At 56.5% G+C, this 25539-nt stretch carries 21 protein-coding genes and 1 other RNA gene; 11 read left to right on the forward strand and 11 right to left on the reverse strand.

All coding sequences use genetic code 11. From position 1 onward, the window contains the following. Positions 1 to 7: 7 nt before the first annotated feature. From murD to rnpB, 9 genes are all read right to left on the reverse strand, one after another. Positions 8 to 1510 carry a UDP-N-acetylmuramoyl-L-alanine--D-glutamate ligase gene (gene murD / locus KGFNPO_RS13750; protein WP_472631806.1) on the reverse strand — a complete coding sequence of 501 codons (1503 nt, stop codon included), beginning with the start codon at positions 1508 to 1510 and terminating at the stop codon, positions 8 to 10. After that, entirely contained in the window at positions 1510 to 2679 is a 1170-nt protein-coding gene (mraY, locus tag KGFNPO_RS13755; protein ID WP_472631807.1) for a phospho-N-acetylmuramoyl-pentapeptide-transferase, read from the reverse strand. The genes murD and mraY overlap by 1 nt, the downstream gene beginning before the upstream one ends. Before the next feature lies 1 nt (position 2680). After that, positions 2681 to 4057: a UDP-N-acetylmuramoyl-tripeptide--D-alanyl-D-alanine ligase gene (locus tag KGFNPO_RS13760; protein ID WP_472631808.1), complete on the reverse strand. Its 1377-nt coding sequence runs from the start codon at positions 4055 to 4057 to the stop codon at positions 2681 to 2683. Then, complete coding sequence (locus KGFNPO_RS13765; protein WP_472631809.1) at positions 4057 to 5583, reverse strand: UDP-N-acetylmuramoyl-L-alanyl-D-glutamate--2,6-diaminopimelate ligase; 1527 nt, start codon at positions 5581 to 5583, stop codon at positions 4057 to 4059. The genes KGFNPO_RS13760 and KGFNPO_RS13765 overlap by 1 nt, the downstream gene beginning before the upstream one ends. Continuing rightward, entirely contained in the window at positions 5583 to 7355 is a 1773-nt protein-coding gene (locus KGFNPO_RS13770; RefSeq protein ID WP_472631810.1) for a peptidoglycan D,D-transpeptidase FtsI family protein, read from the reverse strand. The genes KGFNPO_RS13765 and KGFNPO_RS13770 overlap by 1 nt, the downstream gene beginning before the upstream one ends. Then, complete coding sequence (gene ftsL / locus KGFNPO_RS13775; RefSeq protein WP_472631811.1) at positions 7352 to 7624, reverse strand: cell division protein FtsL; 273 nt, start codon at positions 7622 to 7624, stop codon at positions 7352 to 7354. Before ftsL ends, KGFNPO_RS13770 begins: the two co-directional genes overlap by 4 nt. Next, positions 7621 to 8595: a 16S rRNA (cytosine(1402)-N(4))-methyltransferase RsmH gene (gene rsmH, locus KGFNPO_RS13780; protein ID WP_472631812.1), complete on the reverse strand. Its 975-nt coding sequence runs from the start codon at positions 8593 to 8595 to the stop codon at positions 7621 to 7623. Before rsmH ends, ftsL begins: the two co-directional genes overlap by 4 nt. Before the next feature lie 9 nt (positions 8596 to 8604). Further along, a complete protein-coding gene (gene mraZ, locus KGFNPO_RS13785) occupies positions 8605 to 9033 on the reverse strand; it encodes a division/cell wall cluster transcriptional repressor MraZ (protein WP_472631813.1) in 429 nt (142 codons plus the stop codon). A gap of 391 nt (positions 9034 to 9424) precedes the next feature. Then, positions 9425 to 9764: RNase P RNA component class A (gene rnpB / locus KGFNPO_RS13790), an RNA gene on the reverse strand. Between the two features lie 294 nt (positions 9765 to 10058). On the opposite strand from rnpB, the gene KGFNPO_RS13795 reads away from it, so the two are divergent. The 5 genes from KGFNPO_RS13795 to prmC all read left to right on the forward strand — a co-directional run bounded on the left by KGFNPO_RS13795 (position 10059) and on the right by prmC (position 14902). Then, a complete protein-coding gene (locus tag KGFNPO_RS13795) occupies positions 10059 to 10748 on the forward strand; it encodes a response regulator transcription factor (RefSeq protein ID WP_472631815.1) in 690 nt (229 codons plus the stop codon). A gap of 184 nt (positions 10749 to 10932) precedes the next feature. Next, positions 10933 to 12222, forward strand: a complete 1290-nt coding sequence (gene hemA / locus KGFNPO_RS13800) for a glutamyl-tRNA reductase (RefSeq protein ID WP_472631816.1) — start codon at positions 10933 to 10935, stop codon at positions 12220 to 12222. 106 nt (positions 12223 to 12328) lie between these two features. After that, positions 12329 to 13411, forward strand: coding sequence for a peptide chain release factor 1 (prfA, locus tag KGFNPO_RS13805; RefSeq protein ID WP_472631817.1), 1083 nt, complete (start codon positions 12329 to 12331; stop codon positions 13409 to 13411). Between the two features lie 151 nt (positions 13412 to 13562). Then, positions 13563 to 14042, forward strand: coding sequence for a disulfide bond formation protein B (locus tag KGFNPO_RS13810; protein ID WP_472631818.1), 480 nt, complete (start codon positions 13563 to 13565; stop codon positions 14040 to 14042). After that, a complete protein-coding gene (gene prmC, locus KGFNPO_RS13815) occupies positions 14039 to 14902 on the forward strand; it encodes a peptide chain release factor N(5)-glutamine methyltransferase (RefSeq protein ID WP_472631819.1) in 864 nt (287 codons plus the stop codon). Before KGFNPO_RS13810 ends, prmC begins: the two co-directional genes overlap by 4 nt. A 273-nt stretch (positions 14903 to 15175) precedes the next feature. Here prmC and KGFNPO_RS13820 read toward each other — a convergent pair whose 3' ends face one another. Next, the gene (locus KGFNPO_RS13820) at positions 15176 to 18586 is read right to left on the reverse strand and encodes a DEAD/DEAH box helicase (RefSeq protein ID WP_472631820.1); all 3411 of its coding nucleotides are present in this window, start codon (positions 18584 to 18586) and stop codon (positions 15176 to 15178) included. Positions 18587 to 19033: 447 nt separating this feature from the next. On the opposite strand from KGFNPO_RS13820, the gene KGFNPO_RS13825 reads away from it, so the two are divergent. Then, positions 19034 to 21376: a Tex family protein gene (locus tag KGFNPO_RS13825; protein ID WP_472631821.1), complete on the forward strand. Its 2343-nt coding sequence runs from the start codon at positions 19034 to 19036 to the stop codon at positions 21374 to 21376. A 211-nt stretch (positions 21377 to 21587) separates the two neighbouring features. Here KGFNPO_RS13825 and KGFNPO_RS13830 read toward each other — a convergent pair whose 3' ends face one another. Continuing rightward, positions 21588 to 22331: an SDR family oxidoreductase gene (locus KGFNPO_RS13830; protein ID WP_472631822.1), complete on the reverse strand. Its 744-nt coding sequence runs from the start codon at positions 22329 to 22331 to the stop codon at positions 21588 to 21590. Positions 22332 to 22495: 164 nt separating this feature from the next. Between KGFNPO_RS13830 and KGFNPO_RS13835 the strand changes: the two genes are divergently transcribed. The 5 genes from KGFNPO_RS13835 (at position 22496) to KGFNPO_RS13855 (ending at position 25526) form a co-directional block, all read left to right on the forward strand. Further along, complete coding sequence (locus KGFNPO_RS13835; protein ID WP_472631823.1) at positions 22496 to 22642, forward strand: hypothetical protein; 147 nt, start codon at positions 22496 to 22498, stop codon at positions 22640 to 22642. 100 nt (positions 22643 to 22742) lie between these two features. Beyond that, positions 22743 to 23711, forward strand: a complete 969-nt coding sequence (gene ppk2, locus KGFNPO_RS13840) for a polyphosphate kinase 2 (RefSeq protein ID WP_472634487.1) — start codon at positions 22743 to 22745, stop codon at positions 23709 to 23711. Between the two features lie 111 nt (positions 23712 to 23822). Further along, positions 23823 to 24245, forward strand: a complete 423-nt coding sequence (locus KGFNPO_RS13845; protein WP_472631824.1) for a rhodanese-like domain-containing protein — start codon at positions 23823 to 23825, stop codon at positions 24243 to 24245. Positions 24246 to 24604: 359 nt separating this feature from the next. Next, positions 24605 to 24916: a Grx4 family monothiol glutaredoxin gene (grxD, locus tag KGFNPO_RS13850; protein ID WP_472631825.1), complete on the forward strand. Its 312-nt coding sequence runs from the start codon at positions 24605 to 24607 to the stop codon at positions 24914 to 24916. Between the two features lie 16 nt (positions 24917 to 24932). Beyond that, complete coding sequence (locus KGFNPO_RS13855; protein ID WP_472631826.1) at positions 24933 to 25526, forward strand: UbiX family flavin prenyltransferase; 594 nt, start codon at positions 24933 to 24935, stop codon at positions 25524 to 25526. The last annotated feature ends 13 nt before the right edge of the window (positions 25527 to 25539 follow it).

Below are 25539 nucleotides of genomic sequence, written 5' to 3' on the forward strand. Positions count from 1 at the left end.
GCGGATTTCATGCGATCACCTCGCCGCGGGACAGACCAATTTCTCTGACTGCATCGACAAACACTTGAGCACGGTGCGCATAATTGGCAAACATATCCAGACTAGCGCAGGCCGGAGACAGCAACACAGCATCGCCTGGCTGCGCGACCCCGGCAGCGCGCTGGACCGCTTCTTCCAGACTGGAGCAATCGTAGAGGGCAACAGCGGTTGTGCTTAAGGCGGCGCGCAAGGCAGGTGCGTCCTTACCAATCAGGAACACCGCACGGACATGTTTTGCGACCGGCTCCGCCAGACTCGAAAAATCCTGCCCCTTACCGTCACCACCAGCAATCAATAGCAACCGATTACTGCCCTGCTGCGCCCCCAATCCATTCAGGGCCGCCACTGTTGCACCGACATTAGTGCCTTTGCTGTCGTCGTAGTAATTGACTTCGCCGATCGTAGTAATCAATTCAACCCGGTGCGGCTCACCCCGATATTCGCGCACACCATGCAATAGCGCAGCAAGCGGCAAACCGATCGCACGACACAAGGCTAGTGCGGCGAGTGCATTGAGCGCGTTGTGTTGACCGCGAATATTGAGTGCATCTGTGGGCATCAAGCGGCTTATCGCCGTAGGCAATTCAATGCTGTCCTTTTTCTGCTTTTTCTTACTGCGTTTTTCATCTTCTTCGGCAGCAACCGCTACCGACAGCCATTGGACGCCGCGCTCATCAAGCAATCCAAAATCACCCGCCCGCGTTGGCGCACCGACGCCAAAAGTTACCGTGGGTGCTTGCGCGTCGACCAAATCCATGACCGCAGCATCATCGCGATTCAATACGCGCACGGCATCAGTCCCAAATATCCGGGCTTTATCGGCCACATAAGCAGCCATGCTGCCATGCCAGTCCAGATGATCCTGGGTGATATTGAGCACGGTTGCAGCATCAGCCTGCAGACTGTACGTCGTGTGCAACTGAAAGCTCGACAATTCCAGCACCCATACCTGCGGCAAATCATCCTTATCGATGGCGTCCCGCAAGACATCCAGTGCACAGGGGCTGATATTGCCGGCCACGCACGCCGTCCAACCGGCACGCTTGCACAATAGGCCGACCAAGCTGGTTACCGTGGTTTTACCATTGGTGCCAGTGATCGCAATCAGTTTGGGCGCATAGTTTCTATCCTGGCGCAGTTTGGCCAATCCTTGGGCGAAAAATTCGATCTCGCCCCAGAGCGGGATATCTTGGGCATTTGCTGCGGCCATGATCTCCGGCAGATCGCCATGCGGCGACAAACCCGGGCTGACAGCAACAAAATCGATATCAGCCAAAAGATCAGCACCGAAAGCCGCCCCTCCGATGAACTCCACTTCCGGCAACGCGTCCCGCAAACTAGCCAGCCGTTGCGGGGCAGCGCGGGTATCAGCCACGCGCAACAACGCGCCGCAACGGTGCAACCAATGCGCCATCGCAAGGCCGGACTCTCCCAGACCAAGAACAAGAACGTGTTTGCCGTCGTAATTCATCAGCGCAACTTCAAAGTAGACAAGCCAAACAACACCAGCATCATCGAGATAATCCAGAACCGCACTACGACCTGGGTTTCTTTCCAGCCTTTTTGTTCAAAGTGATGATGCAACGGCGCCATCAACAAGATGCGACGCCCAGTACCATAACGCCGCTTGGTAAACTTGAAATAAGCAACCTGCAACATCACTGACAAGGTTTCCACAACGAAAATTCCGCCCATGATGAAAAGTACGATTTCCTGCCGCACGATGACGGCAATCGTACCCAGTGCGCCACCTAGTGCGAGCGCTCCGACATCGCCCATGAACACTTGCGCAGGGTGTGCGTTATACCAGAGGAAAGCCAATCCTGCGCCAGCCATCGCGCCACAGAAGATCAGCAACTCGCCCGCACCAGGGATATGCGGAATGAACAGATACTTCGAGTAGCTGGCGTTGCCGGTCAGGTAGGCGAATATCCCCAGCGCAGTGCCCACCATTACCGTCGGCATGATAGCCAGCCCATCGAGACCGTCGGTCAGATTTACTGCATTACTGGTGCCGACGATGACGAAATACGTCAGGGCGATAAAACCCCATACGCCCAGCGGATAACTGATGGTCTTGAAAAACGGCACGATTAAATCTGCCTTGGGAGGCAAGTCAAGGTTGAACCCGGACTGCACCCACGCCACGAACAAATCCCAAACCTGGCTGTTGGTGGGCGCCGATACCGAAAACGCCAGATACAGCGCAGAGAGGATGCCAATCAGGGATTGCCAAAAATACTTTTCTTTCGAAGACATTCCTTTGGGGTCTTTGTAGACCACCTTGCGGTAATCATCGACCCAGCCGACCGCACCGAAGCCGAGCGTCACTATCAGCACAATCCAAATGAAACGATTGCTTAAATCAGCCCACAACAAGGTTGACACCCCAATCGCAATCAGGATCAGCACGCCACCCATGGTGGGTGTGCCATTCTTGATCAAGTGTGTCTGCGGACCGTCAGTACGCACTGCCTGGCCGACCTTCAACCGAGCCAGCATGCGTATCACCGGAGGACCGGCAATCAAACCGATCGCCAATGAGGTCATCGTCGCGAACACCGCACGAAATGTAATGAAATTGAATACGCGCAGAAAACTTATATCCTGCTTAAATAATTCTGCTAGCCAAAGCAACATGTCAATGGTTCTCTTTTATATGTTCTTGTACAAAGTGGCGAACTGTTTGTTCCATTTTCATGAAACGCGAACCTTTCACCAATACCGTTGCGGCGGGAACCAGAAGGTCTTCCAGCGCATCGTTCAAGGCCGCAATATTGTCAAAGTGTTTTGCTCCCGCGCCGAATGCGCGCGTCGTATGATGGGCAAGTGCGCCGAAAGTCATAACATGCTCGATGCCGCTTTCTCTGGAATAATCTCCAATCTCTTCGTGAAACTGCCGGCCATCGTTGCCGACTTCCCCCATATCGCCCAACACCAGCACTCTTGGCGAAGTTGCTTGCGCAAGCACATCAATGGCGGCCCGTACCGAGTCGGGATTCGCATTATAGGTATCGTCGATGATGATTGCCCCGTTGCGGGCAATTTTGCGCTGGAGGCGGCCATTGGCCGGCGCGAATGCAGTCAAACCGCGAACAATTGCTTTCGTGCCAATGCCGATTGCCGAGGTACACGCAATCGCCGCCAAGGCATTACGCACGTTGTGCGCACCTGCAGCCGCCAGCGGAATGTCAAAGCGCTGCTGGCCTGCCGTGACAGACAGATTATTACCGAATGCGTTCGACTGGTAAGTGCAAGTTACATCGGCATCGGCGGAAAATCCGAAAGTCATGATTTTTCTTTGCCCAGTAGCCGCAGCGTATTCACGCCATAAGGTGGTATAGGGTTCATCTGCCGGGAATACTGCAATGCCATTGGCTGGCAGGGCAGAGATTACCGCGCCATTTTCTTTTGCAACAGCCTCCACGCTTGCCATGAATTCCTGATGCTCACGCTGGGCGTTATTTACCAGGGCGAGCGTCGGTTGCGCAATGGATGCCAAAAGGGCGATCTCACCGGGATGATTCATGCCCAATTCAATCACGGCGGCGCTATGCGCTGCTGTCATGCGCAAGAGCGTCAGCGGCACGCCGATGTCGTTATTGAAGTTGCCGCGCGTGGCCAGACAATGCTCTGCGCCAAACTGCGCGGTCATGATCGAAGCAATCATTTCCTTGACCGTTGTTTTGCCGTTGCTGCCGGTGACGCCAATTACTGGCAAATCGAATTGCTGCCGCCAGTAACGTGCGATTTCACCCAGCGCGACACGTGTATCCGGCACGATCAGTGCAGGGATTGCCAGACCTGCCGGCAAACGTTCCACGACGACTGCAGACACCCCTTGCGCGACCACCTCGGCAAGGAAGTCATGCGCATCGAAATGCTCGCCCCGTAAAGCCACGAATAGATTGCCGACACTAGCATTGCGGCTATCTGTCGTCACCCCGTCAAAAATCGCATCGCTCTGAACCTGCGCACCTGAAAGCCAGGGTTGTAACGCAAGTAACGAAGATTTCATCAAACAACTCCCTTCATCGTGGCGCGTGCAGCCAGCGCCAAGGCGGCATGATCCGCATCGGAAAACGCCAGTTTCTTGCCCATCACCTCTTGGTAGGCCTCATGCCCCTTACCGGCCAACAGGACCACATCGTTTTTTGCCGCGCGCTTTACTGCCCATAAAATTGCGGCTGCACGGTCCTCGGTCACTTGGTGCGATGTTTTTTCGGCAGCCAGGCCAGCAATGATTTGCTGGATAATTGCAGCAGGATTCTCGCTGCGCGGATTGTCGCTCGTGACTACCACCTGATCCGCCAGTGCAGAAACCGCACCCATTTGCGCACGCTTGCCTGGATCGCGGTCACCGCCGCAACCGAACAGACACCATAACTGGCCATGACGCTGCTGCGCCACCTGACGCAAAGTCAATAGCGTTTTTTCCAGTGCATCCGGAGTGTGGGCGTAATCGATAACTATCAACGGTGAGTCGTTACCGCCAAGCTGCTGCATGCGCCCCGGCACTGCAGTTAGCATTTCAATTGTCTGAACCGCAGCACGCCAGGTGGTGCCTTTGGCAAGCAATGCACCCAGAACACCCAAGATGTTGCTGACATTGAACAAGCCCACCATTTGCGTTCTGATCGACCCACTGCCAAAAGGCGATTCGACCTGAAACACGGTACCGACATGGCTGGTGCGTATGTTAAACGCGCTCAAGATTGAGATGCCTTCAAGCGCTGCGCCGGACACCGTGTATCCGATTAATGACGCCAGCGCCCTGCCCTGCAGGCGCTGCGCCAACCGCAATCCCATCGGGTCATCCAGATTGACGATTGCGTGGCGCAATCCTGCCCAGTCAAACAAAGCGGTTTTAGACGACTCATAAGCCGCCATGTCGCCATGATAATCAAGATGGTCGCGCGTAAGATTGGTAAATAAGGCCGCATCGAAATGCATGCCATTCAAACGTCCTTGTTCAAGCCCAATCGACGATGCTTCAATCGCCACAGCCTGGGCACCGGCATCGCGTAGTAGCGCCAGCCTGCGTTGCAACATTACTGCATCCGGCGTGGTGTAACCGGTCATGTCAGAGGTGTCGCAGGTACCACGCTGGTAAATGCCGACGCCGAGAGTTCCAATCACCGCCGTGGGTTCGCCCAAGCGAGATAAGGCATTTGCCAGCCATTGCGCGCATGAAGTCTTGCCATTAGTGCCGGTCACAGCCACTGTGAACATGGCGGCATCCGGTTTGTTGTAATACGCGCTGGCAATTTCGCCTGCTGTCTTTTTCAAATCGGTTACCGCAAGATGGGGTACCGACCATGCTGCATTCCAGTTCCAGGCAGCCGACTCATAGACCACGGCACCCGCGCCCATCTGAATCGCCTGCTCAATGAATTGCCGGCCATCAGCGACGTCACCGGGATAAGCAAAAAACACATCGCCTTTGATGATGGAACGCGAATCGGAATGCAATTGCGCTGCTGGCGCAACCTGCTGACGCAACCAGAAAAGTATCTCGGCAGTTAAGAATTTTGTATTTGGCATCACATGCTTTCGGTGATGCCATCGGCAGGAATAATGATATTCGTCACGCTCGAATCGGGCCTGACGTTCAAAGCTCGCAGAGTGCTGGCTGCAACGGAAGAAAATACCGGTGCTGCAACGCCACCACCGTAATGATTGCCATTGGATGGTTCATCTACCATTACTGCAATAATGATGCGCGGCGCGGACACCGGGGCAAAACCGACGAACGACGAAACGTATTTCCTGACATATTTTCCGTCGACGATTTTATACGCGGTCCCGGTTTTTCCAGCTACGCGGTAACCGGGCACCTGCGCTTTCGGTGCAGTGCCATTTGGGCCTGCGGCCGCTTCCAGCATTGCACGCATCTGGAGTGCAGTTTCTTCAGAGATAACCCTTTGCCCCGCCACCCGGCCGTTCGGTTGCCCGGCAATTTTTTCCAGAGATAACGGTGCTATCTCGCCGTTGCGGGCAAAAATCATATAGGCATGCGCTAACTGCATCAGCGAAACTGAAATGCCGTGCCCGTAACTCATGGTTGCCTGCTCGATGGGACGCCATGACTTAAATGGTCGTACACGGCCCGCCGCCCGTCCGGGGAAGCTGAATTTCGGCTGCTGGCCAAAACCGACGCTGGTAAACATTTCCCACATTTCCTGCGGCGGCATTTGCAATGCAATCTTTGCGGTCCCGATATTGGAGGATTTTTCAATGATTTGCGAGACAGTCAACAACCCTAGCGAGTGCGCATCGCCGATCGATGCAGTGCCGATGGTCAGTTTTCCGGGCCCTGTCTGGACAGTTGTCTCAGGAGTAACGCGCTTGGTTTCCAGTGCCAAAGCTATCGTAAAAGGTTTCAGGGTCGAACCGGGCTCGAAGGTGTCAGTCAAGACCCGGTTGCGCAGTTGTGCGCCGGTCAATATTTTGCGGTCATTCGGGTTATAACTCGGCAAATTGGCAAGCGCCAGAATTTCACCGGTTCTGACATCCAGTACCACAATGCCACCAGCCTTCGCCTGATTCAGCTCGACTGCCGCCTTCAATTGTGAATAGGCGATGTACTGGATCTTGCTGTCGATGGAAAGCGTCAGGTCTTTACCGTCATGCGGCTCGCGAATAGATCCAATATCCTCAACAATACGGCCCAAGCGATCCCTGATCACACTACGGCTTCCGGTCCTGCCGATCAGCGACTTCTGCGAGGCGAGTTCCATGCCTTCCTGTCCAGCGTCCTCGACATTGGTAAAGCCGACAACATGCGCCATCACCTCGCCCTCCGGATAAAAACGCTTGTATTCCTTGCGGGTCTGGATTCCATCTATGCCAAGGGCAAGAATCTTGTTAGTGGCGTCCGATTCGACCTGGCGTTTCAGGTAGACAAAACTGCTATCCGAGTCTAATTTTTTACGCAAGTCACCCTCATTCAGATCAAGCAACCCGGCCAAACTGCGCAGCTTTTCCGCCGGGGCCTGCAAGACATCATCCGGAATCGCCCAGACTGCCTTGACTGGAATACTGGAAGCCAGCACATGTCCATCACGATCCGTGATTTTGCCGCGCGTAGCAGGCAACTCCAGGGTGCGTTCGTAACGCGACGCACCCTGTTTTTGCAAGAATTCGGTAGACATGCCCTGCAACCACAGCGCGCGGCCGATCAATGCCAGAAAAGAAGTAAACAGGACGAACAAGACCAGTTTCGAACGCCAGGCTGGCAATGACATTTTCAGCACCGGGCTGGTTGAAAACGGCACACCCCTGGCTGCTGCGATGCGACTGGCCGGGCGGCTCATTTGCCCTCCACAGTCAGGTATTGCGTGCTGGCAGCTGTCAATGCGAGCATCTTCAGGTCGCGTTTTGCGACCAGCTCGATACGCGCATGCTTGCCCAGGGTGGATTGATCAAGTTGCAACTGGGCCCATTGCACATCCAGCAATTTCGACTGGGATTGCGCGCGTCCCAGCTCGACATACAAACGCCGCGCATGATATTGCGCATTCACCAGCGACAAGGCGCATACGACCAGCATGGCTGCGATGATGCCGTTGGTGCGCGCACTCATGGCGCATCCCCGGTGGTGGAAGCATCGGGGAGGCGCATGCAGACACGCATAATGGCAGAACGGGCGCGCGGGTTGCCGGAGATCTCGGCCTCAGTGGGTTTTACTTTTGATATCAAGCGCATTTGCGGTTGCGGCAAATCAACCGCACGTATCGGCAAACGGCGATCCGGCTGCTTGACATTGGCTTTGGCTGCCATAAAATGTTTGACAATGCGGTCTTCCAGTGAATGGAAGCTGATCACCACCATCCTTGCGTTTGGCGCCAAATATTGAAAGGCTTGATTTAAACCAGTCTCAAGTTCCGCAAGTTCCTGATTGATGAAAATCCGTATAGCCTGAAAGGTGCGGGTTGCCGGGTCCTTACCCTTCTCGCGAGTTTTGACTGCCCTTGCCACGATCGCGGCAAGCTGTCGTGTGGTTGAAATTGGCTCGACCGTCCGGCCAGCAACAATCGCCTTTGCAATCTGAAAAGCAAACCGTTCTTCCCCATATTCGCGTATCACCTTTTCAATTTTTTGTTCTGATTCAATCGCCAACCAGTCTGCTGCCGAAAGCCCGCGCGTACTATCCATGCGCATATCGAGCGGGCCGTCCAAGCGGAAACTGAAGCCCCGTGCAGCATCGTCTACTTGCGGTGACGAAATGCCCAAATCCAGTAAAACACCATCCACCTGCGCAATGCTGCGCCTGGCGAAGGCATCACCCATGGTGGCAAAACTGTCGTGGATAATTTCGAAACGCGGATCGGAAAACTCCCGCGCTGTGGCAATCGCCTGTGGGTCTTTATCAAAGGCGATCAGGCGCCCCTGCGCGCCCAGACGCTGCAAAATCTTGCTGCTATGGCCGCCGCGCCCGAAAGTGCCATCAACGTAGACTCCATCCGTGCGCGCACCTTCTAACGCCAGCGCATCGACCGCCTCATCCAACAGCACCGTGCGGTGCAGGTACTCTGGCACCGTTTGTATCGTCATCACAGGTCCCTAAAACGAAAAATTACTTAATACGTCAGGCATGCCTGCTGCGATCGCCTGCGACTCACTTTCGGCAAGCTTGACTGCATCCCACAACTCAAAATGACTGCCCATGCCCAGCAACATGACGTCGCGGCTCAAACCAACTGCATTACGCAACTCGGGCGCTACCAGAATCCGGCCGGCAGAATCCATCTCCACATCGGAAGCATTACCCAGAAAGATGCGTTGCCAGGCGCGCGCCGACATCGGCCAGGCGGCAATCTGTTCGCGATGGCTTTCCCATACCGGGCGCGGAAACAATAACAGGCAGCCGTGCGGATGCTTGGTCAGCGTGACCCGGCCTTCGCACTGGATCGATAGCGCGTCACGATGCCTGGCCGGGATGGACATCCGGCCTTTCACATCGAGATTTAATGCTGACGCACCCTGGAACACGATTATCAAATCCTTTTGGCTGGTTATTTTCGGAAGCGGCTTACCGGTTACAAATCTAGCGTGGGGTTCATTAAAATCCCACAAAAAAACATTTTTCCACACTATTACCCACTTTAGTGGAAGCACTATAGCCGGTCAAGCTGTTTCAGGAATGGAAAGTGAATTTTAGTGATTCAAGTCAATGACTTAGCCTACCCAATACTATTGCGACAAGAGAAAACTCTTATGAAATTAAGTACTTATCGCGCACAGTGAAAGCTGCACATAATATAAACATATGTTTTAAGGCTATTTACAATAGTTGCATGGCGAAAATGCGCGGAGAGCGCGTGACACCTGTGGAAAACCGGGTTTGAAACGGACAGCCGCGCACTGAAGGCGCGACCGAAAAAAGTGAAGCAAGCCGATAGGCCGGATTTTGTTACGGCGCACGGTTTTGCAACCGCGCGCTATGACAGCCATTCCTCTAGGCGCTGAATTACTCCAGCGCTCAAGCTTCCTACCCGCACGCTCCGCGAGCAGCATCAACGCGTGCCTATTTGGAATTGCTCCGGGTGGAGGTTACCGCGTTTCACCGTAACTTAATACGCTCGTCTCTGTGGCCCTATTCCTCGCCTTATACCTTACGGCTTTCAGCGGACGGCCGTTAACCGTCACCCTGCTGTACGGAGTCCGGACCTTCCTCCCGCCACGACCTTGCAGCCGCGGCCAGCGACTGTCTGGCTTGCTTCACCGGCGCATTGTAGCGCACTCGCGATCGCCGCTGCCTTTCAGTCTTTCGTCAGCAAATATACTGCTTTGTGTATTTTATAAAATCCCATTAATACATGCGGAAAGTGCATTGTTTTTAACTATACTCCTAAGTATATTGATAAATATCGGGGGCCGTGATGCGCTGTAAAGTTACGCAAACTTATGCAAACCACCTTTCAGCTGGTTTGCATAAGCGCCATTAAAGTCGTGTTACTGTAGGAAAATAAAACGTGTTACCAGTAATGCCACCTGACCTTTCGCACTGACACACCATGAGAATCGCAGTCATAGACGACGACCCGCGCCAAACTGAGCTGGCATGCAAAATCCTGAGTGCCGCAGGACACGTTTGCCAGCCATTTTCCAGCGGCACAGACATGCTTCAGCAGTTACGCCGGGAAAGCTGCGACATGCTGATCCTCGACTGGCAGGTGGCTGACGCAAGCGGCCCCGAAGTGATGCGCTGGGCGCGCGAAAAACTCTCGCCAAAACTGCCGGTGCTGTTCATCACCAGCCATTCCAGCGAAGACGACATCATCGAGGGCTTGGCAGCCGGCGCCGATGATTACATGATCAAGCCGATACGCCGCAGTGAACTGGTGGCGCGGGTTCAGGCTCTTTTGCGGCGTGCTTATCCGAGCCAGAATGCAGCCGAACCAATCCAGTTCGGGCGCTATGTGTTCGAAACCCGCAGCGGTCAATTGAGATTCGATGGCGCGCCGATTGCACTCACGCAAAAGGAGTTCATTCTGGCGCTGCTGTTTTTCCGCAATCTGGGCCGGCCGCTGTCGCGCGCCACCATTCTGGAATCGGTATGGTCGCGCAATATTGAAATCCCCTCCCGCACCATGGACACCCATGTATCGCGGGTGCGCAGCAAGCTGCAGTTACGCCCTGAAAACGGGTTCCGGCTGGCTCCGGTCTACAGTTACGGTTACCGCCTGGAACAGGTTTCGATATGAATCTGAAGATGCTGCCCAGCTCGGCCCGGATTGCCGGTCTGGCTTGATCCAGGTTTAGTCAATCGGAAATTCTGCCCATCCGAGCGCGATCGCCGCTGCCAGCCGGCGAGTTATCTGCGGTGAGAAGCTATAATGGTGGCCTGCTCAAAATCGAATTCCGCTCTGCGGACTGTATATAACCCACATGCAACTGCTTGCCGTAGGCCTCAATCACACCACCGCGCCGCTTGCCTTGCGCGAACAGGTGGCTTTTCCTGCGGACCAGATCGGTGCGGCAGTAGGTTCGGCGCGCGCATGGTTCGGCAATCAGGAAGGCTCCGGCTATACCGACGAAGCCGCCATCCTGTCGACTTGCAACCGCACCGAACTGTACGCGGCCAGCCACGTGCCGGGCGGGATCGAGGCAGCAATCGACAGCAGCGCGCATTTTCTGGCCGATTATCACAAACTACCCTATTCGGAACTGCGCCCGCATTTGTACACATTGCCGCAGGATGGCGCTGTGCGGCACGCGTTTCGGGTCGCTTCCGGGCTCGATTCGATGGTGCTCGGCGAGCCGCAAATCCTGGGCCAGATGAAGGCTGCGGTGCGCCAGGCGGAGGCAGTCGGCGGCCTGGGCACGTATCTGCACCAGTTATTTCAGCGCACTTTTGCCGTCGCCAAGGAAGTCCGCAGCACCACCGAAATTGGCGCCCATAGTGTCTCGATGGCGGCCGCCGCGGTACGGCTGTCGCAGCGCATTTTCGACACCATCTCCGAGCAGCACGTCTTGTTTATCGGCGCCGGCGAAATGATCGAGCTCTGCGCCACCCACTTCGCGGCGCAAAATCCGAAATCGATCACGATCGCCAACCGCACGCTGGAGCGCGGCGAAGCGCTGGCGCACCGCTTCAATGGCCGCGCCATCCGTCTGGCCGAATTGCCGGATCAGCTGGCGCAGTTCGACATCGTGATCTCGTGCACCGCATCGTCGCTGCCGATCATCGGACTCGGCATGGTCGAGCGCGCCATCAAGGCGCGCCGCCACAAGCCGGTGTTCATGGTCGATCTGGCGGTGCCGCGCGATATCGAAACTGAAGTCGGCCGGCTCGACGACGCTTTTTTATACACGGTCGACGACCTGGGTACCGTAGTCCAGACCGGCATGGAAAACCGCCAGGCAGCAGTGGCGCAAGCCGAAGCCATCATTGAAACCCGGGTCCAGTCTTTCATGCACTGGGTCGATGGCCGGCTGGTGGTGCCGGTAATCCAGGATCTGCACGAAAACAGCGAAATACTGCGGATGATCGAACTCGAACGTGCGCGCAAGATGATCGCGCGCGGCGACGATATCGATGCGGTGCTGGAAGCGCTCTCCAAAGGCATCACCGCCAAATTCCTGCACGGCCCGCAACAGGCCTTGCACCAGGCTCAGGGCGACGAACGCGCGCGCCTGGCCGCGTTATTGCCGCAATTGTTTCGCACCCGACGTTAGCGTAGTCCTGCGCTTTCGCAATCGCAACTTCCTGCACTGCATGCCGGCGGCCATCAGAACGCTGCCGGCTTTCCCGGATTGACCGCCCTTCCAGACCAGAATACTTATGAAACCATCCATGCTCGCCAAGCTCGACCAACTTTCTGACCGTCTGGAGGAAGTCGGCCAACTGTTGATGCGCGAAGATGCCACCGCATCGATGGACAATTACCGCAAACTGACCCGCGAACACGCCGAAATCGGCCCTCTGGTGGCGCTCTACCAGTCCTACGCCAAGGCTGAAAAAGATGTCGCCGCCGCACAGGAAATGCTCTCGGAGCCGGAAATGAAGGAGTTCGCGCAGGAAGAAATCGACGCCGCCAGGCAACAGATGGAGCAGCTGGAACGCGACCTGCAAAAGATGCTGCTGCCGAAAGATGCCAACGACGAGCGCAACATTCTGCTGGAAATTCGCGCCGGCACCGGCGGCGACGAAGCCGCGCTGTTTGCCGGCGACTTGCTGCGCATGTACACCCGTTTTGCCGAGCGGCAACACTGGCAAATCGAAATCATGTCCGAATCAGCGTCTGAGCTGGGCGGCTACAAGGAAGTTATCGTGCGCCTGGTCGGCCCCGGCGCTTACGCCAAGCTGAAGTTCGAATCCGGCGGCCACCGCGTGCAGCGCGTGCCGACTACCGAAACCCAGGGCCGCATCCACACGTCGGCTTGTACGGTGGCGGTGATGCCGGAAGCCGATGAAGTCAGCGACGTGGTGATCAATCCGGCCGACTTGCGCATCGATACTTATCGCGCCTCCGGCGCCGGCGGCCAGCACATCAACAAGACCGATTCGGCGGTGCGCATCACGCATAACCCGACCGGCATCGTAGTCGAATGCCAGGACGGCCGCAGTCAGCATCAGAACAAGGCGCAAGCATTGCGGGTGCTCGCTACCCGCATCATGGACGTCCAAACCCGCGCCCAACAGGCGAAGGAAGCGGCGACCCGCAAGAGTCTGGTCGGTTCCGGCGACCGCAGCGAACGCATCCGCACTTACAACTTCCCGCAAGGACGGATGACCGATCATCGCATCAACCTGACGCTGTACAAGCTCGATTTCATCATGGATGGCGATCTCGACGATTTGATCAATGCGCTGGTGGCCGAGCATCAGGCCGAACTGCTGGCGGCATTGGGCGATGCATCCTGATTTAACTGATGTTACGGATGGTCCACGAAGACACGAAAAAAGGGAGTTAATCTACCCAAGGCGGGTTCCAAACCCGCTCTGGGTAGATTAACCAAGGGCAGGTTTAGAACCTGCCCCTACTCGAATTGCAACAATCACCAACTCGAAAAACATGATGAATATTTCCAAAACCGTTTTACTGGCAATCGCCTTTGCCTGCCTGTCATTGCTCGGCGTGGCGCTGTATATGCAGCATGGGCTGGACATGAAACCTTGTCCGCTATGCGTGATGCAGCGTTATGCGTTTGCGGCAATCGCCCTGATTTGCTTGACCAGCGCCGCATTGCCGCGCGCCGCTCTGCGGGCCGGCGCAGGCATCGGATTGCTGGCGGCGCTTACTGGCGCGGGCATTGCCGGCTGGCATTTGTGGGTCAAGGCGCATCCCGAAATCTCATGCGGAGTCGATCCACTGGAAACCGCGCTGAACAAGATCCCGAGCGCTGAACTGCTGCCTTTCCTGTTCAAGGCCAACGGTTTTTGCAGCACCGATTACGCTCCGATCCTGGGCTTGTCGATTCCGATGTGGGCGCTGGTCTGGTTTGCGATTTTTAGCATCGCGCTGGGCTGGCTTGCTTTCAAATCGAAAAAATGACCTTGGCCCGCGTTGACATCGAGGCCGGTTGCACTATCGCCGCAGTGCAACGCAGCTCCCCGCTGGAGGGGCTGGAAACCCGCATGCTGCTGATGCATGCGCTGGGCTTGACGCGGGTCCAGTTGATCACCCAATCCGAACGCACGTTGAATGCAGAGGAAATACAACGCTTCACGACGCTGCTGCAGCGCCGGGAAGCGGGCGAACCGATTGCGTATATCGTCGGCCAGCGCGAATTTTTCGGCTTGCCATTTCGGGTAACAACAGATGTGCTGATTCCGCGCCCGGAAACCGAGTTGCTGGTGGAACTGGCGCTGCAACGCGTGCCGCTCAAAAGCCGCGTGCTGGATATGGGCACCGGTTCCGGCGCGATTGCGATTGCGATTGCGCACAGCCGTGCCGATTTGCAAGTCAGCGCACTCGATGTCAGCCCGACCGCACTCGACGTGGCGCGCCACAATGCTGCGCACATCTTGTCAATCGGCGGCAACGCCCTGCGCTTGCTGCAAAGCGACTGGTATGACGCGCTGCAAGCGGGCGAACAATTCGATCTCATCGCCGCCAACCCGCCCTACATCGTGGCAGGCGACGCCCATCTAAGCCAAGACGATCTGCGTTTTGAGCCGATCAGCGCCCTGACCGATCATGCCGATGGCCTGTCTGCGCTGCGCACCATTATTCATGGCGCGGCAGCACATCTGGCGGCAAGTGGATGGTTGTTGATGGAGCATGGATTTGATCAGGCTACGGCAGTGCGCGCGCTGTTGATTGACCAAGGTTTCACGCAAGTGCAAAGCTGGCAGGATTTGGCCGGAATCGAACGCGTGACGGGCGGCATTCGGCCATTGGAAGCAGTTTAATATCTTTCGGCCATCAAATTTAAATATACTACTTATTGTATTTTTGTATTCCGCTTTATTTATATGCGGCAAGTATCGTGTTTTTAATGATACTCCCTATAAATTCATAATATTGACAACTACGCAACCGCCATACTAATTAAGCGCGTAGGTGCGAATTTATTCGCACACTTAACTATTCCATGCGGACTTGTGCGAATAAATTCGCACCTACAGAAACTGCCGCGGTTTAGAAGTCTCTTTTTTTGCGCACTCCTGATTCACCCTCAAAAATCACTGTTCCAGCGGCGCGAAAATCGCCTGTAAATCTTCTTGCGTAATCTTCATGTTTTGCGTCTCGCCGTCGTTGGCCAGCATCGCGTGCGCCAGGTCGGCTTTTTTCTGTTGCAGCGCCTGAATTTTCTCTTCCAGAGTGCCTTTGGCAATCAGCTTGTAGACGAATACCGGCTTATCCTGGCCGATGCGCCAGGCGCGGTCGGTGGCCTGATTTTCGGCGGCAGGATTCCACCACGGATCGTAATGAATCACGGTGTCGGCGGCGGTCAGATTCAGGCCGACGCCGCCGGCTTTCAGGCTGATCAGGAAGATCGGCACTTGTCCCTGCTGGAACGTGCGCACCACGTCGGCGCGGTTCTCGGTGCTGCCGGTGAGGATTGCATACGGCACCTTGCGCGCCTGCAGTTCGGCTTCGATCAGCGCCAGCATGCTGGTGAATGACGAAAACACCAGAATCTTGCGCTCCTCTTCCAGCAAGTCCCCGATCATGCTCATCAATTCGCTCAGTTTGGCGCTTGGTGCGGCGGCTTTTTTGACGCTTGCCGACTTGACCAGGCGCGGATCGCAGCAGACCTGGCGCAATTTCAGCAGCGCTTCGAGGATCACGATCTGGCTGCGCGCCACGCCTTTCTTGGCGATTTCGGTACGTACTTTCTTGTCCATCGCCAGCCGCACGGTTTCGTACAGGTCGCGCTGCGCGCCGGAGAGTTCGACCGAGCGCACCATTTCGGTTTTCGGCGGCAATTCCTTGGCGACTTTATCCTTGGTACGACGCAGCAAAAACGGCTTGATGCGACGCGTCAACAACACGCGGCGGCTGATGTTGCCCTGCTTTTCAATCGGGTGGCGAAACGCGGCATTGAAGGCTTTTTCCTCGCCCAGCAAGCCGGGCAGCAGGAAGTGAAATTGCGACCAGAGTTCACCCAGATGATTTTCCAGCGGCGTGCCAGTCAGGCACAAACGGTGTCGGGCGCGCAGCAAGCCAGCGGTTTGCGCGGCTTTGGAACGCGGATTCTTGATGTAATGCGATTCATCCAGAATCACCAAGTGGTACGCATGTTCGCGCAACTTTTCTTCATCCCGCGGCAATAGCGCATACGTGGTCAGCACCAGGTCGAACTGGTCAATTGCGTCGAAATGCGCGAGCCGCTCCTTGCCATGCAGCACCAATACCCGCAAATCGGGCGCAAAACGGGCCGCCTCATCTTGCCAGTTGCCCATCAGGCTGGTGGGTGCGATCACCAGCGCCGGTTGCGTCAGGCGACCGGCTTCCTTTTCGATCAAAATGTGGGCCAAAGTCTGAACGGTTTTGCCCAGACCCATATCGTCGGCCAGAATCCCAGCCAGATCATATTCGCGCAGGAATTGCATCCAGGCCAAGCCTTCGCTCTGGTAATCGCGCAGCTTCGCTTGCAAGCCACGCGGCGGCGCGATGGTTTGCACGCCGCCGAAGGTAGCCAGCTTTTGCCCCATATCGCGCAGCCGCTGACCACCGATCCAGCGCAATTGCGTGGCGCCGGCCAGCTCGGCCAAACGCGCCGCATCCAGCGTGGAAAGGCGCATAGCGCCGCCGTCTTTCTCGGTAAAGTACAGCTCGCCCAGCGTACTGAGAATCGGCTTGATGCGGCCCCACGGCAAAGCCACGCGCACGCCATCCGGCAGCATTGCCAGCAAGGGTTCGTCGTCGGCATGGGCGGCCAGCGCTTGCGGGTTGAAATCCAGCGGCGCATTGCGGATCAGGTCAACCAGCACCGGCAACAACGACACCCGCAGCTGATTGACGACGATGCCCAATTCCAGATCGAACCACGGGCTGCCAGACTCGGTTGCTTCGTCATCGACATCGGCGTACCAGTCTTCGACTTCGGCCACGTCATAACGGTAATCCGGCATCCTCTCGATCTGCCAGCCTTGCGCTTCCAGCGCGGGAATTTCTTCGCGGGTAAAGCGCAACCAGTCCAACTGACTCGGCATGACCAGCGCGCCGACCAAGGTGGACAGTGGAGCAACTGCGTACTGCGGCGGCACCAAACCCGCTGCATGCAAGACGGCAATTGCGGCGTCTTCGGCGGCGCGCTGACGGATGATTTTCTCGATGCCCTGACCGCTGCGCCGGGTCAGCAGTTCGGCGTGGTCGTCCGTCACCCGAACCCCATCGTAATTGAAGGTGGGCGACGCAAAATCCTGCCATAGCGCTGGCGTCCCGGTCACGCCAGATTGCGATTGTGGCAAAGCGCCCAGCAGCAATATCGGCTGCGGCGCCACGTCGTCGCGCACCATCTCCTGCAACGGTTGCGGCATCGGCACCAAGTTCTGCAAACCTTGCGCCAGCAATAAATGCGACACCGCCAACTGGTCTTTGGCCGCCAGGGTCGGTGCCTGCGCCACCATCGCTTGCAATTCCCGCGTTGGGATATTGGTCCCGCCCTGCAACAGAACGAGCTCGCCGCAGACCAGATTATTGACATACATCACCGGCTCGGTCGGCAGGATGAAATCGATGCTGCCATTCTCTTGTTCTGCCGGTTCATCCTGAAACTGCCATCCCAGCCGCAGCCGTTCGTTTTCCTCATGCCAGGCCAGACCGGCAGTGCGCGCCGGGCCAGCCTTGATCGGGTAAAGCTGCCCTTTCAGGATGTCAGCGACAGAATTGGCCCATTGCAGTTGCTGTGGAGATTGCTGCGATTCCAGCAACATATTCAGAAACTGTGCGCCAACCCGGCCTTTGGGTTCGGCATCGATGCCGCTGTACAAACCGCTGCGCAGCGCCGAGAACAGACGCACGGCGTCTTCGTCGCCGGGCTGCAGGTAACTCGGCGGGACTGAAAGCATGCCGTACAGATCGGCCACCATGGTGGCCGTTGCGATGTCGCCGTTGGCGCGCAAACGCGCCTTGCACATGCTCAGGGTGACGCGCTTGCCGCCACGATCAGGCGACAGCACGAATAGCAAGCGATAAATGGTTTTAGTGGTTTTGGGCGCGATCCGGGCATTGCGCGCAATCGATGCTGACGCTGGCGATGCCAGCCCATGCGCGGCAATTTCCACCCGTTGCAGCCAGGCCGTGACCGCGCTCGGGATCATCATGGTGTCGGCTGCGGCTGCAGCTGATCCGGCCACCGGCGCCAGCTCCGACTTCGGCAGGCAAGTCAGCAGCACGGCGGCCATGTGTTTGCACATGTGACCGACCGGACAAGAGCAGCTACCGTCGAATTCCACCCCATGTTTGCGCGCAATCAGCGCAATATCCTGCTCGTAACTCCAGTCGCCGCTGCCCTGCACGCTGCCTTCGATCGCATCACCGACGATCTCAGTCGATTCCACCAGCCCACGACACACGATATCGCGCGCCCGCGCCAGCGTCTTTTCTTCGAAGGCGTCGATAACGTCTCTTAATGTGTAATGCATCGTCCCGTTTCTTCAGAAATGCGCCGTCAGATCGGCAAATCGTTCATTATCCGTGATTGACGCCGCTAGGCTAAATGGCAATCTGATGTTACGCATGGCGTCAGCAAAATATGCAAAGCATTGTCCACGAAAGACACGAAAAGCACGAAAGAATGCACAAAATCTCCTTTCGAATACGGCAGAGAAGTTTTTCGTGTCTTTCGTGCTTTTCGTGGACCGGATTTTTGTACGTAACATCAGTGACAATCCTGCAAAACATATTCATCTACAATATACACGCCAATGTATATTTACATAGCGCAATATAAATATGCGGGAATAGTGCATTTTTTACATATACTCCCACTTAAATTTCAACAATACAGGCCGGATGCAGGATCAGGAATGACGTATGCTACCGGATTGCGTATCATCGCAGCTTGATTTCCCACACCGATACTATTGCCCATGCTGCCATCCATCGAACAACGTCTCGCCCTTGAACTCGCCGCCAAACCGGCCCAAGTCGCTGCCGCCATCGCGCTGCTGGACGAAGGCGCAACCGTGCCTTTCATTGCCCGTTACCGCAAGGAAGCCACCGGCGGTCTGGACGACATCCAGCTGCGCCTGCTGGAAGAGCGCCTGCGCTACCTGCGCGAACTGGAAGCGCGGCGCGCAGCGATCATCGCCTCCATCGAAGAACAGAACAAGATGACGCCAGCCCTGCTGGACGCGATCGTCCACGCCGAAGACAAGACCCGGCTGGAAGATTTGTATCTGCCCTACAAACTGAAGCGCCGCACCAAGGCCCAGATCGCGCTGGAAGCCGGCTTGCTGCCTTTGGCCGAAGCAATGCTGGCCGATCCCAGCCTGAATCCGGAACACGAAGCGGCCGGTTACCTGAAGCCGGTTTTTTCCACCGCCAACGGCGACAACCCCGGCGTGCTTGACGTCAAGGCAGCGCTGGACGGTGCGCGCCAGATCCTGATGGAACGCTTCGCCGAAGATGCAACGCTGCTGCAAGGCTTGCGCGAATATCTGCTGGAGCACGGCGTGGTCGAATCGAAAGTAGTCGAGGGCAAGCAGGACGCCGGTGAAAAATTCGCCGATTATTTCGACTATTCGGAAACCATCGGCACCATTCCATCGCACCGCGCACTGGCGATCTTCCGCGGCCGGCGCGAAGAAATGCTCAACGTCACGCTGCGGCTGGATACCGAAGTAGAAAAACCGAAGTGGGACGCGCCGCTGAACCCGTGCGAAGGCCGCATCGCCGCCCGTTTCGCGATCAAAAATCAGAACCGCCCAGCCGACAAATGGCTGGCCGACACCGTGCGCTGGACCTGGCGCGTGAAAAGCTTCATGCATCTGGAAACCGAGCTGATGAGCGCGCTGCGCGAACGCGCCGAGGTCGAAGCGATCAATGTATTCGCGCTGAATTTGAAAGCCTTGCTGCTGGCCGCGCCGGCCGGCCCTCGCGCCACGATGGGACTCGATCCAGGACTGCGCACCGGGGTCAAAGTGGCGGTGGTCGACGCCACCGGCAAGGTGATGGATACCGCAGTGATTTATCCGCATCAGCCGAAGAACGACTGGGACGGCTCGCTGCATGCGCTGTCCACACTGGCAGAAAAATACCAGGTATCGCTGATTTCAATCGGCAACGGCACCGCCTCGCGTGAAACCGACAAGCTGGCGCAAGACTTGATCAAGCTGCGTCCAGAACTCAAATTGACCAAGATCGTGGTGTCCGAAGCCGGCGCATCGGTGTATTCGGCGTCCGAATTTGCATCGAAAGAATTGCCGGACATGGACGTCACGCTGCGCGGCGCAGTCTCAATTGCGCGCCGGCTGCAAGACCCGCTGGCCGAACTGGTAAAGATCGACCCGAAATCGATCGGCGTCGGCCAATACCAGCACGATGTCGGCCAAACCCAGTTGGCGCGCTCGCTCGACGCAGTAGTCGAAGATTGCGTGAATGCGGTCGGCGTCGATGTGAACACCGCTTCCGCGCCATTGTTGGCGCGGGTTTCCGGTTTGTCTGCCAGCGTGGCGCAAAGCATCGTCAGCTATCGCGACCTGAAAGGCGCATTCGGCTCGCGCGCCGCGCTGCGCGCAGTGCCACGACTGGGCGACAAAACTTTCGAGCAAGCCGCAGGATTCTTACGCGTGATGGGCAGCGACAATCTGCTCGATGCATCGGCAGTCCATCCGGAATCCTACCCGCTGGTTGAAAAAATCCTGGCCGACCTGAAAAAAGACGTCAAAGCCCTGATCGGCGATGAACGGCTGCTGAAATCGCTGAATCCGGCCAAATACGCGGACGCCCAATTTGGCGTGCCAACCATCACCGACATCTTGCGCGAACTGGAAAAACCCGGCCGCGATCCACGGCCGGAATTCAGCACCGCCACCTTCAAGGAAGGCGTCGAGGAAATCAAGGACTTGCGCCCCGACATGATCCTCGAAGGCGTGGTCACCAACGTCGCCGCATTCGGCGCGTTTGTCGATATCGGCGTGCATCAGGATGGCCTGGTGCATATTTCCGCACTATCGAACAGCTTCGTCAAAGACCCGCACACGGTCGTCAAGGCCGGCCAAGTAGTGAAAGTAAAAGTGCTGGAAATCGATGCCAAGCGCAAGCGCATCGCGCTCACCATGCGCCTGACCGACAGCGCACCGCAAGCAGGAGCGAAACCGGAACAGCGCCCCGACCGCAATGACGCCAAACGGCTGGCGCAACACCAGCAACCGCGTCAGGCTGCGCCGGCAGGCAATGCAATGGCAGCCGCGTTCGCCAAGCTGAAGTAAGCAGCCTGTTCGATACGAAAAAAACAGCGCGTATTTATGCAAATACGCGCTGTTTTTTTTCGTGCAAGGGGCTTATGTCAAGAGGGTCAAACGGTGCGGATTTTGAGAAGCGGCAACTGGTTGCCGCCGTCAATTTTGCGCATATATAACTAAATTTCGAAGCCGCACCACATGTTTATGGGAAGAAAAGGCGAATGCAAAATGACATCTGTTATAGCTCCTGGCTGGTCGGCCTGAACAGGATTTCGTTCACATCGATGTCGTCTGGCTGACTCATTGCATAGGCCACGGCTCTGGCGAATGAATCGGCTGGAATGGCGATTTCATAAAACTTTCTGACATTGTCAGCTATATCAGTTTCGGTGATGCTGTTTGGCAGCTCGGTTGCAACAGCGCCAGGCGAAATGACTGTAGTGCGTATGTTGTACGGTTTTACTTCCTGGCGCAGACCTTCGGATAACGCCAGGACAGCGTGCTTGGTCGCTGCATAGACGGCGCTACCAGGATGGACTACATGACCGGCGACCGACGAGACGTTTATGATATGTCCTGCTTTTTGCCGCTGCATGTATGGCAGAGCCGCAGCGATGCCGTACAACACTCCTTTGATATTTACATCAATCATGCGGTCCCAGTCCGCAATCTTGAGCCGTTCAAGAGGGGAATGCGGCATCAGTCCGGCGTTATTTATCATGACGTCGATCCGTCCGTAACTTGCAATGGCGGCTTCGACTAACTTCTTTACTTGTTCGCTTTGAGTGACATCGGTTTGCACAGCGATTGCTTTTCCCGCGCTGCCGGCCAACTCTTTCGCCAGCGCGTTAATCCGATCAATACGTCGGGCACCCAGCACCACCACGGCGCCCTGCTCGGACAGATGACGCGCGGTCGCCTCGCCAAGCCCACTGCTGGCGCCTGTGATGACGACAATCTTGCCTTCGATATTATTGCCCATGTTTACCTCCAAATTGAGAACTGCGGCTGGATAGCCTGGCTGGCGGACGCCGCCATCGCCGCCTGGATTTCAAGGTCCCCGAGAGCGGGGTCCCTGGTTTATTTTCAAGTTTCCTGTCTCGCACCGGGACTGCACGTTTCGTGCTCGAAAAAAGAATAGCACTTTTGACACTTTTTTGTCTGGCTAGGCATGGCCGGGGTATCGTCAGCACCACGTTGCAGCGCGACGGGCTCGCCAGCGCCAAAAGCCGGTTTGTGCTCGATAACGTCGCTTATGCTGCTAAGATTGCCCGGCAGAATTTTTATCCGTAAAAATTAACCAACGCAGATCGGACGCACGATGGTAGACAGCAATAAAAAAGGGTTGAGCGCAACCGGTAAAGCACTTGCCGGCGATACTTTTATCGAGATCATGGATGCGCCGGAGAGTCCCGCGCTCGGGGCCACGCCACCAGTGCAACCGACCGATCCGGCGCAGGCTCGGCAAGCCGACCTGGAGGCAATCCGAGTGCTGAAGCAGGCGGCCCACGATGCAATCAGCCGCCCGCAAAAAAAGCGCGGCGTCGCAACCGACAGCGTGCTCAACGAAGGCTGGGAAAAGGGCGTGTATCCGTACAAGTACCGACTCTCGGTCAAATCCTATGAAGCGCAAAAGCGCGGGCTTCAGGTCGAATTGCTGAAATTGCAGGCGTGGGTCAAGGAAACCGGGCAGCGCGTGGTGATCCTGTTCGAAGGGCGCGATGCGGCCGGCAAAGGCGGCGCCATCAAGCGCTTCATGGAACACATGAACCCGCGCAGCGCACGCGTGGTGGCGCTGGAAAAACCGACCGACTTCGAGCGCGGACAATGGTATTACCAGCGCTATAACCAGCATCTGCCGACCGCCGGCGAAATCGTGCTGTTCGACCGTTCCTGGTATAACCGCGCCGGGGTCGAACGGGTAATGGGATTTTGCAGCGATAACGAGTACCTGGAATTCATGCGGCAAACGCCGGAATTCGAGCGCATGCTGGTGCGTTCCGGCATCCACCTGTTCAAGTTCTGGTTCTCGGTCACCCGCAAGGAGCAGAAATTGCGCTTCGAGCAGCGCAAGACCGATCCGCTCAAGCAATGGAAACTGAGCCCGATCGACCTGGCTTCGCTCAACAAGTGGGATGACTACACCAAGGCCAAGGAAGCGATGTTTTTCTATACCGACACCGCCGACGCGCCCTGGACCGTGATCAAATCGAACTGCAAGAAACGGGCGCGCCTGAACGCGATGTGCTTTGTGCTGCAAAACCTGCCGTATGCCAATAAGAACAAGGTTGTGGTCGGCAAGCACGATCCGCTGCTGGTCGGCTCGGCCCAGGCCAATTTTGAAAGCAGCGAGCAGAAATAAGGGCAGCCGCGCTGGTGTCTTGACTGGTGCCTTGACTGAAAATTCCAGTATTTCGCTGTAACGATGCGTTGTTATACTTGAGGCTTTTCCAGTCATGCATAAGGTGCCACGATGAAATTCACGATAGGTAAGTCCCTGCTGGCGAGCGCGTTGCTCGCTATTGTTGCCGCAGCCGTCAGCACCACGCTGGCTGTTGCCGGCACGTTGCCAACAACAGTCGATGTCAAACAGGGCGCTGCGCTGCAAAGCCGCGGCGCGCTGTTGATCGACGTGCGCGAAGCCGATGAATACGCCGAAGGGCATGCGCCCGGCAGCACCCTGATCCCGCTCGGCCAGTTGCAACAGCGGCTGCCGGAAATCGCCAGCTACAAAAACCAGCCGGTGGCGGTAATTTGCCGCTCCGGCAGCCGTTCGGCGAAGGCGGTCAAGCTGCTCGAACAAGCTGGCTTCAGCGCTACTGTCAACGTCGAGGGCGGCATGAACGCCTGGCAAAAGGCGGGCTTGCCTGTCATCACCGGCGCAGCTTCCCGCTAATACTAATGAAGAGCACAGTGATGTGCTTGTGTAGGAGCGCACCCGGGTGCGCTCCTCTACAAGAACACTGCAGTTTAGACGTCTCTTACAGCGGCTTGAACAGTTGCCATATGATGGAAAATATGCGGGAGTATGTGATTTATTCATGCACTTTCCGCAATATTCGCGTGCGGATCAATAAAATACATCATGATGTATTTTAATTGGATGCAAAACTCCTGATCAGAATCCAGCCGATGCGCGCCGGTAACCCGCAAGCCAAACGCAAACGGGCCGAGTGGCGCGCATAAGCACATCAGCAACAAGCGGCCGTTTTTCTTATAATGGCCCTTTAAACCGAGAATCAACGAAAGATTGCCATGAACGACGTACAAGTTTGGATCAAAGAAACCGTAACCACAAATCCGGTCGTATTATTTATGAAAGGCACCGCCCAATTCCCGCAGTGCGGTTTTTCCGGCAAAGCCATTCAGATTCTGAAAGCCAATGGGGTCGAAAACATCGTCACCGTCAACGTGCTTGACGATGCAGACGTGCGCCAGGGCATCAAGGAATATTCCAACTGGCCGACTATCCCGCAACTGTATGTCAAGGGCGAATTCATCGGCGGCTCGGACATCATGAATGAAATGCATGATTCCGGCGAACTGAAAACCCTGCTGAGCGCGTAAGCCCAGCCATCTTCCAGTGACGATCCAAAAACGCTTGATCATTGCCATCACCGGCGCCACCGGCGCGGTGTATGGCGTACGTCTGCTGGAAGTGCTGCGCGTTGCGCCCGGGATACAAACCCATCTGATGCTGTCGGAAGCCGGCGCTCTGAATCTGCATCAGGAACTCGACCTGAGCCGCAAACAAGTCGGTGCATTGGCCGACGTGGTGCACAACGTGCGCGATATCGGGGCCTCGATTGCCAGCGGCTCGTTCCAGTCGGAAGGCATGATCGTCGCGCCCTGCTCGATGAAAACGCTGGCCGCCGTAGCGCACGGCCTGTCCGACAATCTGATCACCCGCGCCGCCGATGTGGTCCTGAAAGAACGCCGCCGACTGGTGCTGATGGTGCGCGAAACCCCGTTCAATCTGGCCCACTTGCGCAACATGACCGCCGTCACCGAAATGGGCGGCATCATCTTCCCGCCGCTGCCGGGCTTTTACCAGCATCCAAAATCGATCGCCGAAATGATCGACCATACGGTCGGTCGGGTGCTCGACCTGTTCGCCATCCCGCATGCGCTGACGCCGCGCTGGAACGGACTCAAGGCAAGCGACGCATCCGCTTAAGCTTTTTCCGCGT

It is taken from the genome of Gelidimonas diazotrophica, from assembly GCF_055694025.1.

Excerpts from the sequence above, each read along its gene's own strand:
- hemA (WP_472631816.1), top strand. The coding sequence starts at position 10,933 with ATGCAACTGCTTGCCGTAGGCCTCAATCACACCACCGCGCCGCTTGCC.
- KGFNPO_RS13830 (WP_472631822.1), bottom strand. The coding sequence starts at position 22,331 with ATGGGCAATAATATCGAAGGCAAGATTGTCGTCATCACAGGCGCCAGC.
- KGFNPO_RS13765 (WP_472631809.1), bottom strand. The coding sequence starts at position 5,583 with ATGCCAAATACAAAATTCTTAACTGCCGAGATACTTTTCTGGTTGCGT.
- grxD (WP_472631825.1), top strand. The coding sequence starts at position 24,605 with ATGAACGACGTACAAGTTTGGATCAAAGAAACCGTAACCACAAATCCG.
- ppk2 (WP_472634487.1), top strand. The coding sequence starts at position 22,743 with ATGGATGCGCCGGAGAGTCCCGCGCTCGGGGCCACGCCACCAGTGCAA.
- KGFNPO_RS13820 (WP_472631820.1), bottom strand. The coding sequence starts at position 18,586 with ATGCATTACACATTAAGAGACGTTATCGACGCCTTCGAAGAAAAGACG.
- murD (WP_472631806.1), bottom strand. The coding sequence starts at position 1,510 with ATGAATTACGACGGCAAACACGTTCTTGTTCTTGGTCTGGGAGAGTCC.
- rsmH (WP_472631812.1), bottom strand. The coding sequence starts at position 8,595 with ATGACGATACAAACGGTGCCAGAGTACCTGCACCGCACGGTGCTGTTG.
- prmC (WP_472631819.1), top strand. The coding sequence starts at position 14,039 with ATGACCTTGGCCCGCGTTGACATCGAGGCCGGTTGCACTATCGCCGCA.
- KGFNPO_RS13845 (WP_472631824.1), top strand. The coding sequence starts at position 23,823 with ATGAAATTCACGATAGGTAAGTCCCTGCTGGCGAGCGCGTTGCTCGCT.
- prfA (WP_472631817.1), top strand. The coding sequence starts at position 12,329 with ATGAAACCATCCATGCTCGCCAAGCTCGACCAACTTTCTGACCGTCTG.
- KGFNPO_RS13795 (WP_472631815.1), top strand. The coding sequence starts at position 10,059 with ATGAGAATCGCAGTCATAGACGACGACCCGCGCCAAACTGAGCTGGCA.
- KGFNPO_RS13770 (WP_472631810.1), bottom strand. The coding sequence starts at position 7,355 with ATGAGCCGCCCGGCCAGTCGCATCGCAGCAGCCAGGGGTGTGCCGTTT.
- mraY (WP_472631807.1), bottom strand. The coding sequence starts at position 2,679 with ATGTTGCTTTGGCTAGCAGAATTATTTAAGCAGGATATAAGTTTTCTG.
- KGFNPO_RS13760 (WP_472631808.1), bottom strand. The coding sequence starts at position 4,057 with ATGAAATCTTCGTTACTTGCGTTACAACCCTGGCTTTCAGGTGCGCAG.
- KGFNPO_RS13825 (WP_472631821.1), top strand. The coding sequence starts at position 19,034 with ATGCTGCCATCCATCGAACAACGTCTCGCCCTTGAACTCGCCGCCAAA.
- KGFNPO_RS13810 (WP_472631818.1), top strand. The coding sequence starts at position 13,563 with ATGATGAATATTTCCAAAACCGTTTTACTGGCAATCGCCTTTGCCTGC.
- ftsL (WP_472631811.1), bottom strand. The coding sequence starts at position 7,624 with ATGAGTGCGCGCACCAACGGCATCATCGCAGCCATGCTGGTCGTATGC.